Origin of the sequence: Leptobacterium meishanense, from assembly GCF_037645805.1 — a bacterium.
In the GTDB taxonomy this organism is placed as follows: Bacteria; Bacteroidota; Bacteroidia; order Flavobacteriales; family Flavobacteriaceae; genus Leptobacterium_A; species Leptobacterium_A meishanense.
Map to the genome: position 1 here is coordinate 257101 of NZ_JBBEXE010000001.1, position 15927 is coordinate 273027.

At 35.2% G+C, this 15927-nt stretch carries 14 protein-coding genes, 1 tRNA gene and 1 CRISPR repeat array; of the genes, 6 read left to right on the forward strand and 9 right to left on the reverse strand.

What is annotated here, in order from left to right:
- Positions 1 to 76: 76 nt before the first annotated feature.
- The 3 genes from WBG21_RS01220 to WBG21_RS01230 form a co-directional block, all read right to left on the reverse strand.
- Positions 77 to 152: transfer RNA gene (locus WBG21_RS01220), tRNA-His, on the reverse strand.
- Positions 153 to 213: 61 nt separating this feature from the next.
- The gene (gene bshB1, locus WBG21_RS01225; protein ID WP_340073967.1) at positions 214 to 936 is read right to left on the reverse strand and encodes a bacillithiol biosynthesis deacetylase BshB1; all 723 of its coding nucleotides are present in this window, start codon (positions 934 to 936) and stop codon (positions 214 to 216) included.
- Positions 937 to 941: 5 nt separating this feature from the next.
- A complete protein-coding gene (locus WBG21_RS01230) occupies positions 942 to 2096 on the reverse strand; it encodes a trans-sulfuration enzyme family protein (protein WP_340073969.1) in 1155 nt (384 codons plus the stop codon).
- Positions 2097 to 2216: 120 nt separating this feature from the next.
- Between WBG21_RS01230 and WBG21_RS01235 the strand changes: the two genes are divergently transcribed.
- The 4 genes from WBG21_RS01235 to WBG21_RS01250 all read left to right on the forward strand — a co-directional run bounded on the left by WBG21_RS01235 (position 2217) and on the right by WBG21_RS01250 (position 6081).
- The gene (locus WBG21_RS01235; RefSeq protein WP_340073971.1) at positions 2217 to 2921 is read left to right on the forward strand and encodes a DUF6503 family protein; all 705 of its coding nucleotides are present in this window, start codon (positions 2217 to 2219) and stop codon (positions 2919 to 2921) included.
- Positions 2922 to 3150: 229 nt separating this feature from the next.
- Positions 3151 to 3834: a DUF6503 family protein gene (locus WBG21_RS01240; protein ID WP_340073973.1), complete on the forward strand. Its 684-nt coding sequence runs from the start codon at positions 3151 to 3153 to the stop codon at positions 3832 to 3834.
- Between the two features lie 172 nt (positions 3835 to 4006).
- Positions 4007 to 5629: a class I SAM-dependent methyltransferase gene (locus WBG21_RS01245; RefSeq protein ID WP_340073975.1), complete on the forward strand. Its 1623-nt coding sequence runs from the start codon at positions 4007 to 4009 to the stop codon at positions 5627 to 5629.
- Positions 5626 to 6081: a DUF1801 domain-containing protein gene (locus WBG21_RS01250; RefSeq protein WP_340073977.1), complete on the forward strand. Its 456-nt coding sequence runs from the start codon at positions 5626 to 5628 to the stop codon at positions 6079 to 6081. The genes WBG21_RS01245 and WBG21_RS01250 overlap by 4 nt, the downstream gene beginning before the upstream one ends.
- Before the next feature lie 25 nt (positions 6082 to 6106).
- On the opposite strand, the gene WBG21_RS01255 is transcribed toward WBG21_RS01250, so the two are convergent.
- Genes WBG21_RS01255 through WBG21_RS01265 form a run of 3 tightly spaced genes read right to left on the reverse strand, consistent with a single transcriptional unit; the run spans position 6107 to position 8621 of the window.
- A complete protein-coding gene (locus tag WBG21_RS01255; protein ID WP_340073978.1) occupies positions 6107 to 6847 on the reverse strand; it encodes a LytR/AlgR family response regulator transcription factor in 741 nt (246 codons plus the stop codon).
- Positions 6834 to 7886, reverse strand: coding sequence for a sensor histidine kinase (locus WBG21_RS01260; protein ID WP_340073980.1), 1053 nt, complete (start codon positions 7884 to 7886; stop codon positions 6834 to 6836). The genes WBG21_RS01255 and WBG21_RS01260 overlap by 14 nt, the downstream gene beginning before the upstream one ends.
- Before the next feature lie 21 nt (positions 7887 to 7907).
- Complete coding sequence (locus tag WBG21_RS01265) at positions 7908 to 8621, reverse strand: LiaF transmembrane domain-containing protein (RefSeq protein WP_340073982.1); 714 nt, start codon at positions 8619 to 8621, stop codon at positions 7908 to 7910.
- A gap of 291 nt (positions 8622 to 8912) precedes the next feature.
- On the opposite strand from WBG21_RS01265, the gene WBG21_RS01270 reads away from it, so the two are divergent.
- The gene (locus tag WBG21_RS01270; RefSeq protein ID WP_340073984.1) at positions 8913 to 9164 is read left to right on the forward strand and encodes a hypothetical protein; all 252 of its coding nucleotides are present in this window, start codon (positions 8913 to 8915) and stop codon (positions 9162 to 9164) included.
- A complete protein-coding gene (locus tag WBG21_RS01275) occupies positions 9164 to 9430 on the forward strand; it encodes a type II toxin-antitoxin system RelE family toxin (RefSeq protein WP_340073986.1) in 267 nt (88 codons plus the stop codon). The genes WBG21_RS01270 and WBG21_RS01275 overlap by 1 nt, the downstream gene beginning before the upstream one ends.
- A gap of 55 nt (positions 9431 to 9485) precedes the next feature.
- Positions 9486 to 11049: direct repeats of the CRISPR family, unit length 46 nt; unit sequence GTTGTGAATTGCTTTCAAAATTGTATTTTTAGTGATGATTCACAGG.
- Positions 11050 to 11109: 60 nt separating this feature from the next.
- Here WBG21_RS01275 and cas2 read toward each other — a convergent pair.
- The 3 genes from cas2 to cas9 are packed head-to-tail and all read right to left on the reverse strand — an operon-like array spanning position 11110 to position 15925.
- Positions 11110 to 11448, reverse strand: coding sequence for a CRISPR-associated endonuclease Cas2 (gene cas2 / locus WBG21_RS01280; RefSeq protein WP_340073988.1), 339 nt, complete (start codon positions 11446 to 11448; stop codon positions 11110 to 11112).
- Entirely contained in the window at positions 11448 to 12335 is an 888-nt protein-coding gene (cas1, locus tag WBG21_RS01285; RefSeq protein ID WP_340073990.1) for a type II CRISPR-associated endonuclease Cas1, read from the reverse strand. Before cas1 ends, cas2 begins: the two co-directional genes overlap by 1 nt.
- Positions 12335 to 15925: a type II CRISPR RNA-guided endonuclease Cas9 gene (gene cas9, locus WBG21_RS01290; RefSeq protein ID WP_340073992.1), complete on the reverse strand. Its 3591-nt coding sequence runs from the start codon at positions 15923 to 15925 to the stop codon at positions 12335 to 12337. The genes cas1 and cas9 overlap by 1 nt, the downstream gene beginning before the upstream one ends.
- Positions 15926 to 15927 lie beyond the last annotated feature (2 nt).

Here is a 15927-nt window from a genome sequence, read left to right on the forward strand (position 1 = left end):
TGCTTTTTTAATAATTTCCGTCTTTAACAGAATATTTCTTTGGGTGAAAGATCCCGCTTTGGCGGGACAACCTCTTGGGTGGAAGACCGGTTTCGAACCGGCGACCTCTAGAACCACAATCTAGCGCTCTAACCAGCTGAGCTACAACCACCGTATTTGTGCCTGCAAATGTAAATTATTTCTATCCTTCTACAAAAGGAATTTAAGAAATTTTTAGATGAGCGCATCCAATGTATCTACCGCCACATAGCGCTCTACAGTATAACCTTCAGCGGCTTCAACACCTATTAACCTTCCCAAATCATTCGCACGGTACCGGATACTATCCATAAAATTTTTACTGCTTATAGGAGTTTCAGGCTCATCATTTTCAGGGTCGTAAAACTGAGAAGCATATGCGCTTACTGCAGCTATTTTTGTATCTATAAAGCCGGTAACATTTACCACAAAATCAGGTTCTAGGTTTTTCCATTGTATGTAATGATACACATGCTTTGGCCGCCATGGCTTTTGCCACTTGTCATCTCCGTCCAATTTAGTGTTGATTTTAACTAATCCACTCAAAAAACAGGCATCGCTTACCAATTTAGCAGCCTTCCCATGATCAATGTGCCGATCATCCACAGCATTGCATAACACAATATCAGGACAATACTTTCGGATCATTTTTATAATTTCCAACTGATGCTTCTGATCATTCGCAAAAAACCCATCAGCAAATTCCATATTTTCTCGTATCGCTACGCCTAAAATAGCTGCAGCTTTCGCAGCTTCTTTGTCCCGTATCTCGGCAGTACCACGCGTACCTAGCTCTCCCCTTGTAAGGTCTAGGATCCCCACTTTCTTGCCATTAGCTATTTCTTTAGCTATGGTAGCCCCACAACTTAATTCTACATCATCGGGATGTGCCCCTATGGCCAGTATATCTAATTTCATATATGTTATTTATGAATGGCCTCAAAGGCCTGTTCCATGTCTGCTATAATATCTTTTTCATCCTCAATGCCAACTGAAAGCCGTAGGAGTTGTGCATTTATCCCTCGTTCTGCCCGTTCTTCTTCACTCATCAACATATGGGAGGTCAGTACCGGTGATGATATGGTGCTTTCCACGCCTGCTAAACTAATGGCCGGTTTTATCAATTTAAGGTTTTTAACAAACAAAGAAGCGTCTAATCCTTTTTTTATTTCAAAAGACAACATCCCTCCAAAGCCTTTCATTTGTGACTTTGCCAATTCATAATCCGGATGTGACTTTAACCCCGGATAATGCACTTTTGCTACATCAGGGTGTTTTTCTAGATATTTAGCTACTTTCTTAGCATTCCTGTTTTGTGCTTTTACACGGATTCCAAGTGTTTTAATACTTCGTTCCAACAGCCATACGGTATAATCGCTTAAGCTACCACCCAAGCTCCTCGCTGTAACAAATATGCTATCAATATGCGTTTTGGACGCTGCTATGGCCCCAGCACATATGTCACTATGCCCTCCAAGGTATTTGGTAGCGCTATGCATGACAATGTCGATACCAAAATCAATTGGGTTTTGGTTCACCGGACTGGCAAAGGTATTATCTATCATTGTAATAATTCCATGCTGTTTGGCAATAGTAGCCACTGCTTTCATATCGGTAATGGTCAATAATGGATTGGAAGGGGTTTCTATATAAATCATTTTGGTATTTGGTCGAATGGCATTTTTCACATCCTCTGTGCCCAGCCCTTGAGCAAAAGAATAGGAGATGCCAAATTTTTCCAATTCCTTGGCAACAAAGCTATAGGTGCCTCCATAAACAACTTGTTGCAATACCACATGGTCTCCCTGTTGCAAAAAAGCATACATTGCCGAACTAATAGCTGCCATGCCACTACCAAAAATTAAGGCCGCTTCTGCATGTTCTAATGCCGCTATTTTTTGGCACAAAGCTTCTTGATTGGGCGTATTAAAATAACGTGGGTAACGAATGATATCTGTTTCTTCGTATCCATAAGCAGAAGCCATGTACAAAGGTGATACCGTACCTTTATATTTTTCATCTTTTACTTCTCCTGTGTGGGTGCATATAGTATTAAGTCCTGCTTTTTTTATCATCATATTAATGGTTTTGGCGGGTCTAATTTACAAAAAGGAAGTGTCAAAATGTACAACTTTAAACTTATGCATGTAACAAATCCTCTAGTTATTCGTGTTGTTACTAAATTAACTACTTATATTATGAAAAATTTAACATTAGTATTAGCCATTATTATTTTGACAACAGCTTGTAAAAATACCTCTAAAAAAGATGTGCCTCTTACTGCACAAGAAATAATTGAAAGAAGTATTGAATACTATCATATGGAAGATTGGGGTTCATTTTCTGGGAAATTTAAAATCTCTCAAACTATTCCAGAAGCAAAAGAAGAAGATGAAGCCTTCATCACTTTATTAGAATTTGATAATAGCAAACAATACTTTAGATTAGAACGTCCATCGTTAGAACAAATTTTTGGCGTTAAAGACGGTGTTTTATTCGCCGAGGTTAAAGGGGAAGATGCTCTCCATAAGGATGTTTCAGAGTTAAATATTACGTCCATGAAAAGTTACTGGACATACTTATTAGGAATTCCTGCTAAGTTGAAAGATCCTGGTTCAGTGCCTAATGATACTATAAAAAAAGTGTCTTTTCGTGAAAAAGACCATTGGTTAGTTACTATACCTTACGAAAAAGAAACATGGAGTTTTTATTTTAATTCAAATACCTATGCGTTGCAGAAAGCTTGTTTTATAATGAATCAAAACCCTTCTTATGGTAATTGTATTGAGTTTGAAAAAGAAATAGAAGTTAATAATATTAAATTTCAACAAGAACAACATTGGTATGACCTTGATGGGAAAAAACTAGGAGAAGAGGTTATTGAAGCAAGTAGTTTATATTAATGAAATAAAAATTATTATAATTATAAAAAAAGAGATAAAAATAAGTAAAACAGGTACTAAAATAGTGCCTGTTTTCTTTTTTATGTACGTAACTTTTCATTTTTAATCTTAATGTCATCGCATTATGATATCAAAAAAATGAAGTCTCCATTTCGGAGCACCCTCTATACAACTGCAACAATTTCCTATTTTCTTCGTCCTTATAAAGACTATAACTTAAAATTTTATTATGAAAAAAACAATGTTCTTAATCTTAATTGCCTTCTTTAGTAACAGTTGTAAAAACAACTCTAAAAAAGACATCCCTCCCACAGTGGATGAAATAATAACAAAAAGCATTCAATATTACAATATGGAAAACTGGGGTTCATTCGCAGGGAAATTTGAAATCTATTCAGAAATGAACAATGCTAAACAAGAAGTAACAATTGACAATAAGAAAAGTTTTTTTAAAATTAATTACGTAAATGACAGTGTTACAATAGGTGTAAAAAATGATAAATATTTTGGCGAGGAGAAAGGGAAGCCTATTCCAGAAGAAGATATTAATAAAAATAATGTCATCTCTGCGAGAAACTATTGGGCTTATTTTTTGGGTATCCCTGCAAAATTAAAAGATAAGGGCACTAAGCCCAATGAAAAAGTTGAAAAAACTGAACATCAGAATAAGACACATTGGTTAGTAACAGTCCCATACGATACGTTTACATGGAAATTTTTCTTTGATAAAGAAACATATGTCATCTCAAAAGCTTGTTTCTATGTTAATGAAGATATTACAAAAGGCGAGTGTATTGAATTTGAAAAAGAATTCGAATTAAATGGAAGTAAATTCAGAATGCTACAACACTGGTATCACTTAGATGGTGAAAAAATAAACAAAGACAGTATTGTAGGGAAAAGTATATATTGATGCTCATTAATGAAATAGGGAATGATTTTGGCTTATAGCCAAAAAAGGAAGTGAAAATAAGGAGCGCAGGTACTATAATAGTGCCTGTTTTCTTTTTTATACACGTAACTTTTCATTTTTAATCTTAAATTTAATGCCGCGTGAATTATAATTATGTAAATGTCACCATATTATGATATCAAAAGAAATACAGTCTAAATTTCGGAGCAATCTTTTTAAGCACTTAGATGGAATTGTGGTTGCCCCTAGCGCATACACATTAAAAGAAAGAGGGGTTATAGATTATCTATTGGCCAATAAAGAATGTTCATTACAAAAACTTACCAAACAGTTCAATGCAAATGAAGGGTATTTAAATGTCGCCTTACGGACACTGGCTTCTCAAGGTTGGCTCATTCAACATATAGATAACAAAAATGACCACATAAGCTATGCTGTTTCAGAAATGGGGAAAATAGCGTTCAAGTATGTTAATTTATATGAAGATGCTGTAAACCTGCTTAAATTCTCAGAAAAATTTCACCCGAGAAGTTTTGAAGCAGAGCCGTTCCTTAGGTTGGAAAAAGTTTTTAACGATTACAAAAAAGATTATGAAATTGATTTCTCAGAAGATCAAACAGTGCTTAAGGTTCAAAAGCAGGTATTAAAACATATTGAAGGGACTATAATAGGCCCTGTAACAGTTCATTTAGGGATGTCCGGAATGTTTCATAAATACTTTATGGAAACCCGTTTTAGTCCGGAAGAATTCCATAAAGATGCTGATATTTTTCAAAGACTTTTGGATATTTTTCACCATTTCGGTTGGTTTACTAAAAAAAATGGGACGTATCAGTTTACAGAAAAAGGGTTGTTTTATGCTAAAAGAGCTAGCGCCTATGGGGTAACGGTGTCTTATATACCAACACTTAGGAGGTTGGATGATCTTATTTTTGGGGACCCTTTTATCCTTAAAAAACTTTCCACTAAGGGCAAAGAAGCCCATGTGGATAGGGAAATGAACGTTTGGGGGAGCGGAGGGGCACACGCCAGTTATTTTAAGGTGATTGATGAAATTATTATCAACCTGTTCAATAAACCTCTAGAAGAGCAACCTAAAGGAATATTGGATATGGGATGTGGAAACGGTGCCTTTCTTCAACACTTGTATTATGTAATCGAAAAACATACGTTGAGGGGCAAAATGCTTGATGAACATCCTTTGATTTTGGTAGGGGCCGATTATAATGAAGCAGCTATTAAAATAACCAAAGCCAACCTTATCAATGCGGATATATGGGCAAAAGTAGTATGGGGAGACATTGGCAACCCTGCCTTATTAGCCAAAGATCTGAATGATAAATACGATATTAACCTAAAAGAACTATTGAATGTAAGGACATTCCTAGACCATAACAGGGTTTGGAAGGAACCATCGCAAACTAATCCTGACAGGATAAGTGGGTCAACAGGGGCCTATGCCTATGAAGGGAAAAGAATTAATAATAATTTTGTAGAAGAATCCTTATTAGAACACTTCAAGCAATGGGAGCCCTACGTCAGGAAGTTTGGATTGCTTATTATCGAATTGCACACAATTGCCCCCGAGTTAACTGCTGATAATATAGGTAACACTGGTGCTACGGCATACGATGCAACTCATGGATACTCTGACCAGTATATTGTAGAAGTGGATGTTTTTAATAAAATAATGAAAGAGGCCGGGTTGATATCCGATGAAAAAATAGCTAAAAAGTTTCCCAACAATGATTTAGCAACGGTTACTGTCAATCTTTTTAAAGCAAAACAACCATGAAAATAGAAGCCAATACACCGGATGAATATATAAGCAAGTTGTCAGAGGATCGAAAGAACGCTATAGAAAAGCTTAGACAGGTTATTATCAATAATTTACCGAAAGGGTTTTCAGAAACCTTAAATTATGGAATGTTGGGCTATGTAGTGCCTCATGATATATACCCTAATGGTTATCACTGCGATCCAAAGCAGCCATTGCCCTTTATGAATATTGCTTCTCAAAAGAATTTTATTGCAGTGTACCATATGGGGATTTATAGCGATCCTAAGTTAATGGATTGGTTTGTAAAAGCATACCCAAAGCACTGTACCACAAAACTGGATATGGGAAAAAGCTGCATCCGATTTAAAAAAATAGATCAAATTCCATATGAACTCATAGGGCAATTGGCTGGTAAAATAACTCCTGAAGAATGGATTGCTACCTATGAAAAACACATAAAAAGGTAATTATTGTTCTGAGAAGAAATAATGTTTAAAAAGCCAACAACTTTTTTAATTCCTGGTAACAGGAACGGCTTACTTTTAACTTCTCCCCTGTTTTTAGCTGTAAAACATAACTTTCCTTGCCATATTTTTCAATTTTCTGCATGCTGTTAACATTTACTATATAAGAACGGTGAATGCGAATGAAGTCACTTTTATCCAAATGCTCCTCATAGTATTTCATGGTTTGGTATTTCAGGTGTTTTTGTCCATTGGCATGTATCATCACATAATCGTCTTCTGCTGCTATATAATTGACCTGTTCTAATGGAATAACATGAATGGTATTATTTGATTTTACTACAATTTTATCTAAAACCTTCTCATCTATTACTTGATGTTTTAGTTTTTTTAGGTTTGAATTATCTGATGCTATTTTGGTAATGGCTTTCTCAACCGCTGCTACAAAACGGTCTTTTGAAAAAGGTTTTAATAAATAATCCACCGCATTCATATCAAATGCTTTGATGGCATAGGCATCATATGCCGTGGTGAAAATAATCGACGGTGGGTCTTCTAACAACTCCAGTAGCTCTAACCCGGTAATTTTGGGCATCTGGACATCTAAGAATACGATGGCCGGTTTTAATTCATGAATTGCTTTTAATCCGGAAAAGCCATCTCCGTACTCCCCTATCAATTCAATATTTTCTGTAAGTTGCAAATACTGTTTTAACAATTCCCTTGCCGGCTCTTCATCTTCAATAATAACAGCTTTATATTTTTTCATTCTGTGGAAATTTAAGGGTTACAGTAAAAGTGTTCTTCGCTTTTTTGACAGCAAATAGATCATTCCTTTTATAGATTAGGAACAATCGTTCACGGGTATTCTTCAATCCTATTCCGGCCCCTTTTACTTGTTTTGCTTCCGGGTCAAAGTTGTTTTTTAGGGTTAGCTGTAATTCTTCTTCATTCAAAATACAGGTTAATTTAATATGGATGGGTGCCGTGCTTTCATAGACCCCATGCTTAATTGCATTTTCCATAAGCGGTTGCAGAATCATCGGGGGAATTTTGGCAGGCAAACATATTTTAGGGCAGTTCACTTCAAAATGTAAGCGGTTTCCAAAACGGATTTTTTCAATAGCTAAGTATAGTTTGATATTTGAGAGCTCTTTTTCCAGCGTGGTTACTTGTACTGACTCAGTACTTAATGAATACCGCAAATATTCTGAAAGTTTAATCACCATTTCTTGTGCTCTTTCAGGGCTCGTCATGGTCAAAGAACTAATAGAATTGAGGCTATTGAATAAAAAATGTGGATTGATTTGGTTTTTCAAAGAACTTAGCTCTACTTCTTTCAGCAAGGTCTTAAGGTTGGCTTCTTTTCGCAGTTTTTCTTGAATATCCTGGTAATAGATAACTACATAATATACCAACACAAAAACAGCAAAATAAAACACCCCATTCACGATACGCCATGGAAAAGAAGCTTCTAAAAATAGCTGATACGAACTTTCATCAACAAAATACTGTAGCAACATATAGCCTGTAACCAACCAAAGGCCTACTATTAACATAGCAGATACCACATAGTTGGTAAACAATACCAAGAATTTACTATTGGATTTATTATACCGGATGACATACCACAGACTGATCCCCAAAAAAGCAAAAAATACATTAAAGACCAGGCTATCCGATAGTGCTATCCAAATAGGCAATTTATAATACCCGTATAAAACAGCAAAGTGCGCCCCAATGATCATGGACCACACTATTGCATAATTGATTAGATAGTTTTTATTATTGGTAATAGGGTTTAACATCTCTGCTAAAAATATTAGAAATTAGTAACTTTTTACCTCTCCACCACCAAATATGGTATAGCCTTTTATCTTTAATACTTTGGCAGATGCATCTTTGGAGTTCTCTATAAGTCCTCTTTTATCATCAAATCCACCAAAAATAGATGTTACCTCTACCTGTACGTCCCAATCTCTAGGGACAACAATTTCACAGCCCCCAAACATGGTATACACATCAATTATAGCTTCTTTTTCCTGAATGTTTGCCGATGTTAAATCAATTTCACTCCCTCCAAGAATGCTGGTCACCTTTCCACCTATAAATTTTTCTGAAGTGATTTTTCGCTTGCCGCCACTAAAAATATTAATCAGATCAATAAAATTTTCAGAAGATTCCCCCCTTCCTATTGATCTATGCCTATTCCGTACCGAAATCATTAATACTCCAATAACTACAAAGATGGCCGGCCAAAACATTTCCCGTACTTCAAAAGGGATATTAAATATTTTTGGCAAGATAAAAAATGTACCAATGGATATTAATATGAGCCCTGCCCTATAATTTTCCCTAGTAATGATATTAATTGTCCCTATAAGTATCAATAACATTTGCCATGAGATAATGATATGATTGATACTTTCCGGAACGATTCCTGCTTTTTTAGCAATTAATATCCCTCCTATTGCTATAAATATGAATCCAATTATAGAACGCTTTTTACTTCTGTGTTCTTGATAGTTTTCTTTTGAGTTCATTGTATTAGTGTTTTATTTTCTTAAAGATCTTTGCTGTTGTTATGTAATTAGGTTTAGTATAATCCCTGTCATTATAGTTACCAAAAATAAAATTAATCGTACCATGTTTCTAATTTTTTGTGCTGATTTCTTGTTTTTAATTTCTGAAACAAATATAGAACGGCTAAGAAAGCCTTAAAACAATAATTAGGTAAATGACAGCTGTGATTCGGTAAGTGGGGAATAGTAAAAATTATTAACATATTTGATATATGATATATATTTTATATATTTGATATATAAATACATTATATGAAAAAGAATATAGATATTGATGATAGTTTACTTTTCAAATTGAAAATGTTAGCCGTTTTCGAAAATATGAGTGTGAAAGCATTAATGGAAAAAGCCATTTCTTTCTTTGTAGAATACAAAGAAAAAGAACAATTCGACTCACTTACGAAAGAAGAAAAAGAAGATTTAGGATTACTTCTGCTGATGCAAAAAACAGACAACAACGATACTGTCAGCAAAGAAACATTCCTTAAAGCATTGGATGAGTAATGCATATTATCTACACACGAGCAATTACTAAAGATGCCCGAAAAATAAAAGATGAGAAAACAAAAGCCGATATCCGAAAACTGATTGAGATACTGGAAAAAGCAATTTCACTAAAAGACATCCCGAATATTAAGAAATTAAAAGGGCACCCAGAGGCTTATCGAATCCGTATACGTGACTATCGTTTAGGGCTATATTGTGATGGTAAAAATATTGTACTTTCCAGACTTCTTAAGCGAAATGATATATATAAGGTGTTTCCGTAAAACTGTTATTATTATAACCAACTTTATTTTTAAAAAAGTCTCATTGCATGAAGTTCTTTTGAATTGCTTTCAAAATTGTATTTTTAGTGATGACTCACAGGCATCACATGTGATATATTTTTTACCTTTTAGTTGTGAATTGCTTTCAAAATTGTATTTTTAGTGATGACTCACAGGCAAAAAGAATAATATAAAGAACTTCCTTTAGTTGTGAATTGCTTTCAAAATTGTATTTTTAGTGATGACTCACAGGTCTACGGTTCTATCGTCTATAACCTTGTAGTTGTGAATTGCTTTCAAAATTGTATTTTTAGTGATGACTCACAGGTTGAGGATGGTACGATTGTGTACGTGGCCCGTTGTGAATTGCTTTCAAAATTGTATTTTTAGTGATGATTCACAGGTAAGCACCAAACTATCCGTAGCCGTAGCACGTTGTGAATTGCTTTCAAAATTGTATTTTTAGTGATGATTCACAGGCAAAAGGTAAAATAAACGCAAAAGTTTTCAGTTGTGAATTGCTTTCAAAATTGTATTTTTAGTGATGATTCACAGGTTGTTTAGCTTCTTCAGGTAAATCAAACGTGTTGTGAATTGCTTTCAAAATTGTATTTTTAGTGATGATTCACAGGGAGTCCTGGATCAAAATATAAGCGCTCTACGTTGTGAATTGCTTTCAAAATTGTATTTTTAGTGATGATTCACAGGACTTCTTTTAACATTTTTAATAACTTCTCTGTTGTGAATTGCTTTCAAAATTGTATTTTTAGTGATGATTCACAGGGAATTCAATTCCTTTCATTGTTTTTGTATTGTTGTGAATTGCTTTCAAAATTGTATTTTTAGTGATGATTCACAGGTTTGTTGGCTCATAAATATATGGGTTTAGAGTTGTGAATTGCTTTCAAAATTGTATTTTTAGTGATGATTCACAGGTTTATCAACTTACAACAACTATTTGTTACCGTTGTGAATTGCTTTCAAAATTGTATTTTTAGTGATGATTCACAGGAGAAAAATTGCAGAAGGCTTTAGAAAGGCAGTTGTGAATTGCTTTCAAAATTGTATTTTTAGTGATGATTCACAGGGCAACGCCTTAGCTACATTTAATGCACCTAGTTGTGAATTGCTTTCAAAATTGTATTTTTAGTGATGATTCACAGGTTTGAATCACAATTAAATCCTTAAAAATGGGTTGTGAATTGCTTTCAAAATTGTATTTTTAGTGATGATTCACAGGGAAATCATTCCATTATTTAAACGATACGCTGTTGTGAATTGCTTTCAAAATTGTATTTTTAGTGATGATTCACAGGATTCCAAAATCGGCTTCATTAGCAATAACTGTTGTGAATTGCTTTCAAAATTGTATTTTTAGTGATGATTCACAGGAATAAAAAAGAAATTAGAGATAAGAGGTAGTTGTGAATTGCTTTCAAAATTGTATTTTTAGTGATGATTCACAGGTTCGACGCCTTTTAGAATAAGTAGAACTGGGTTGTGAATTGCTTTCAAAATTGTATTTTTAGTGATGATTCACAGGTGCACCGTGTGGCTACACCATCTTTATGCCGTTGTGAATTGCTTTCAAAATTGTATTTTTAGTGATGATTCACAGGGTCAATCTTAAAAAACCCCTTTTTTTCAAGGGGTTTCCCTTTTTTACAGGATGAAGAAAATTAAAACAATTCCAACTGTTGGGAGGGCGGTGGCATGGAAATTTCTTCCCTGCCATGGAATATTTCCATCATGCCAAACTGCCGGTCGGTAATCTCAAAAATACAGACCTTACCATATTTAGGAAGCATGCGTTTTACCCGTTTTATGTGTACCGCCGAATTTTCACGGCTGGGGCAATGCCGCATATAAATGGAAAACTGAAACATGGTAAAACCGTCATCAATCAACCGTTTCCGGAATAGACTGGCCGCTTTCCGCTCGGCTTTGGTATCGGTTGGCAAATCAAAAAGTACAAGTACCCACATAATCCGATATGCATTAAAACGATCTTTGTTCATTACATTAAAACAGGATAGCTAATGATCCGTTTCTCGCCGGTAAAACATTTATATAATGATGCCGTAGTGGTAGTTACCGCTACCATTAACGGACGTTGGTTGTCCTCAATAACCGTGTCAACAGTCGCAATACTTAATAGATATGCCTTGGCCTCATTGGTAAGCGCTTCCTCATCAGGGTGCTGTTGTACCCAATCCAGCACCAAAGCATCCACATAAGGCCTGTAGGGTTCCATAATATCATCAGCTAGGCAATAGGTATTGTATTTGTTTCGGTGAAAAATACCCAAAGCAGGCAACAGGCCACTACTTACTAGTGCCCTTGCCACAATGCTGCGCAACACCGCATACCCAAAATTGAGGTAATTGTTGGGGGTGCTGCCAAAACGGTCGCGTGTAAAATCATCCAAAAGGTGCTTCCAGTAATGGACAGCGGCTTTGCCTTCCATATTTTTTTCATCGCCGGAGTTTACATTCTTTAAATACTCATCCATGGGGGCAACGGGTTTATTGTACTGTAACAGTAATTCCTTTTGATTGGTAATCTTTGCCAGTACCGTTTGCTTCCACAGTTGCTTTTTTAAAGGGATAGAGGCCTCGAGTTGATACCGCCAGCGTTCGGTGAGTTCGGAATGCCCATCTAAGGGCAGCATCAGTCCGTTGGGCAAGTGGTGGGCATCGCAAGAAATGACCACTACAGTATTGCCCATTAAGCGTTGTACCAACTGGTGCGACAGGGTAATCTGCGGGTGGTCGAGCATCAATACGGCCATATCTTCTATAGGCACCGTGCCTTTTATGTCCCCCAAAGGTTCCTGTACCAACAACTGGTTTTGCTTTATTTTTAAATAGGCGGGATTGCCAATATAGATGGTGCGTTTTATCATTATTCCCCTATTTTAACAATATCCCCCAGATGGTTTATTTTTATTTTAGTTAGTCTATCCAAATCGTCATTTTTAGATATCTTTTCCCATGTAATTCCTTTTAATTCCTTTTCATTTCTATTTACTGTTGTTTCCAAATGATGTCTAAAATCTATTATAAACTGCCCAACACTACTTTTAGAAAGTCTCTGCATTCTAAACAACCTTTTGCTGATAGTTTTTCGGTTTTCCGGATTAAAAAAGTCAAGTTCATTTCCCTCCTGTGGATTTTGGTTGTGTTTTAAATCAAAAACAAACAGGTCATTAATCTGCATGGAAAACTGAAATTTCCCTAATACCGGGTCATTATTTCTATTTATAATAGGGTATGGTTTTCCGGTCTCTTCAATATTCTGCATGCCAATATTTACAGCTTCCCAAAAACTAATCACTTTGTCATAATACTTTCCTTCTTCGTCTTTGTATATGAGAGCATGGTGATTATTACCGGAGGCTACGTAACCTTCTCTTACTTTTTCTACTTTGCTTTCATCAGCTACGGTAACCGATTTTATTTGTATTCTTTTAGCCTCGTTCAACCATAAGGGGTTTTCACTCAAATTGGAAAATGCTTTTTTAATATTCCCTTCGTTTTCCAGTATCCTGTTTTCCAGTATTGATTTTACCTTGTTGTCTATTATTTTTTTTATTTGCGGAGCCCTAATGTTTTCATCAACTTTTACTCTTTTTGTACATACTTCTTCATAAACTTTCACCGCTGTCAATGGCTTCCCCTTGTATAAAAGAGGCTGCTTTTTTAAACTGCCGGCAGAAAAGGCCATACGTGCATCATTATCAAAAGCCTTAAGATGTTCTTTTAAAAGTTGTTTTATCTCGGGGTTTGCCACAACATCTAACTGAAAGAACCTGCTATTTAATTTTACAGGTTTTTCAGCAATTCTTTTAACACGCCCCATCACCGTCTCTTCATGTAGCCTTCCCCGGGGTGTCCATACAGTTTTCGGTTTTCCGTTTTTTGGCTCATTAATATTCTTGGTTAACACTTTTGAATTTGATTTTTTGAAGGACACAAAAATCTCATCCAAATGTTTTTTCGTCTGCTCTCTCAAGTCTTCAATGGGTTTGTCAAACCAATTATCGGAAAGGTCAGCAAAACTTTTAAGGGTAAGCCCGTCTTCATAGTCTTTTTTATATTGTTCAAATTCTTTAAAGGTTAAGCCGTCTTTATGATCCTGATAAATCTTATTAAGATTATTGAGTTTAAAAATAATTTTCTGGTCGGTTAATGCACATATTAAAGCATCTACTGCATGGTGGCGATGGTCATCCCTTTTACTCCATTCTTTTATGGCTTCGTATGATTTTATACCTCCGTTTCCGTCTTTATGCTCCCTTATTTCTGTTTGCCCTATTTTTTTATACACGGGGAGCATTGCTTCCTGCAATACATTCTTTAACTCCCATTTATCTCTTAAGAAATCGGTTATTTGCCCGGTAGTCGTATAGGTATCTTTACATATCCCTTTTAGTATTTTTACTGTTTCTTTAGCAATGTATTGCGAATCCTTTTTCATCCGTTCTACAAAATCGTCAGGAATGTCCATGCCTTTACATAATAAGTTCTCAAACTTCAACTTATTAATGTTTCCTTTCCCGTCTTTATATAAATCATTCACCTTATTTAGATATTGATTTAAGGCATCTTCTCCTTTAGAATTCATAAAATCATAAGCTGTCATCTGATTTTTGCCATCCGTTCCACTATTGCACCGCTTATGTGCCAAAATGTAGTTGTTCATAGAGTTATTAAAGCTGCGCGATTTTGGTAGAATATGCTCAATTTCTGCCTGGCCGCTTTTAAATTCGGCTACAGAAATGTTGTTATTACAGTACAAACATTGTTTGTTGGTTTCCTGCCAAAGGATATACCTTTTTACATCACGGCCGTTAACAATCTTAAAATCGTACTCCTCTTTTAAGCGTTGCCTTATTTTCTCATTTTCTTTTTTATTTTTACTGTTATTTCCTGTTATTTCTTTCCTTTTTTTAGCACTGTTTCGCAATTCCCTGGCTAATTCTACCCGTATTTCATCAAATTTTCCATGTTTTTCAATTGCGAGGTTGACCATATTGACCACCTGATTTAAAACCTGTTCTACCACGGGGTTTCTAAGGCTGTTTTGAGGGACTGGTTTTAATTTATCGGTTAATTTTAGTTCTGTTTTATATCCACTATGGTCATACCCTACAACATCGCATGCTTCACTATAGCCCAATCCTTTTTGCAAATGGGGCAATAGTTTACGGATGGCTTTTGTTGATACGTTTCCATAATCTGACGGATATCCAACTTCATTGGCTATATATTCTGCCTGCTCCTTTGAAAAATGAAATCGGTTTTGCAGTGTATTAACAACCTCTTTGTTAGTTGGCAGAGAATAGGTGATATGCCATAATTCAAACAGTCCTCCTTTTTCATCATTTTTATCTAAATTGAAAAACAGGTATTGTTCGGGGTTTTCAACTCCTGCTTTCTGTAGCGCATTTTTTAGCATGCTATAAGTCCTGCTACCGTCCAATTCTGTATGAGACAGATATATTTTGTCATTTTTTCCGTATCCTAACACTCCTTTTATTTTGGACACTGTAAGTTTATAACTGGAGTTCAAATCCTTCCCGTAAAATAATTTTTCAAATAATATTTGTTTTTGTTCTTCTGAAGGGGTTAACTTTTCCCCTATCGATAATTTCCATGAAAGGTCATTTAATTTTTGCCATATCCTGAATATTTCAAAGTAAGGAGAGCTTTTTGTAACTGCTTTATGGTATTTTTCAAAAGGGCAATCGGATACTAATCCCTTTTGGCTTTTTAATGGCCGTTGATAAAATATTATCCTATTTCTTATAGTATCATATAAAGTTCCTTGATTTTCATCTTCATTAGACCCTCCGGTTAAAACCGTATTATAAAATTGTTTCTGGCACTCCCATATTCTATCAAATTCTTCTATATAGGAAGCTCTTAAATACGTACGCTCTCTAAGCAGTACTTCATAAGGGTTATCAACTTCAGACAATTCTTCATATAGTTTTTCCCCAATGGTTTTGTTTCCTAAACTTTCTTCTAAAAGTGTTATCTGTTTTTTATATTCCGTACTGTTTTCTTCCTTAGTATTACTTTTTCTATTGCTTAAAAATCCCCTGCGTTGATTTAATAAAATCAATACTCTGCCCAGTTCCTCCAAAGATATTACCTCACCAACTGCTTTAGCCCTTAAGCCATATAATTCCCTAGCTCCCAAATCAAATAACTTTTCATTTGGAAACATTTTATTTTCCTTTAGAACTGCATATAATTTATCCCTTCTAATCTTAAAACGTTGATTATTTCGGCGACTGCCCCGTTTTTCGGTTCTTGCCAAATTTTTACTTGCTGTATTTCCTGAATAAAACTTCCCATGAAAATCAGGATCTTCAGGAACTATCCTAACGGCAAGCTCTTTTATTTCTTTTTGATCATTATTTTCTTCAACAACAGCTATTCCCACAGAAGAAACACCTATATCCAATCCTAATATTTTTTTATTCATTT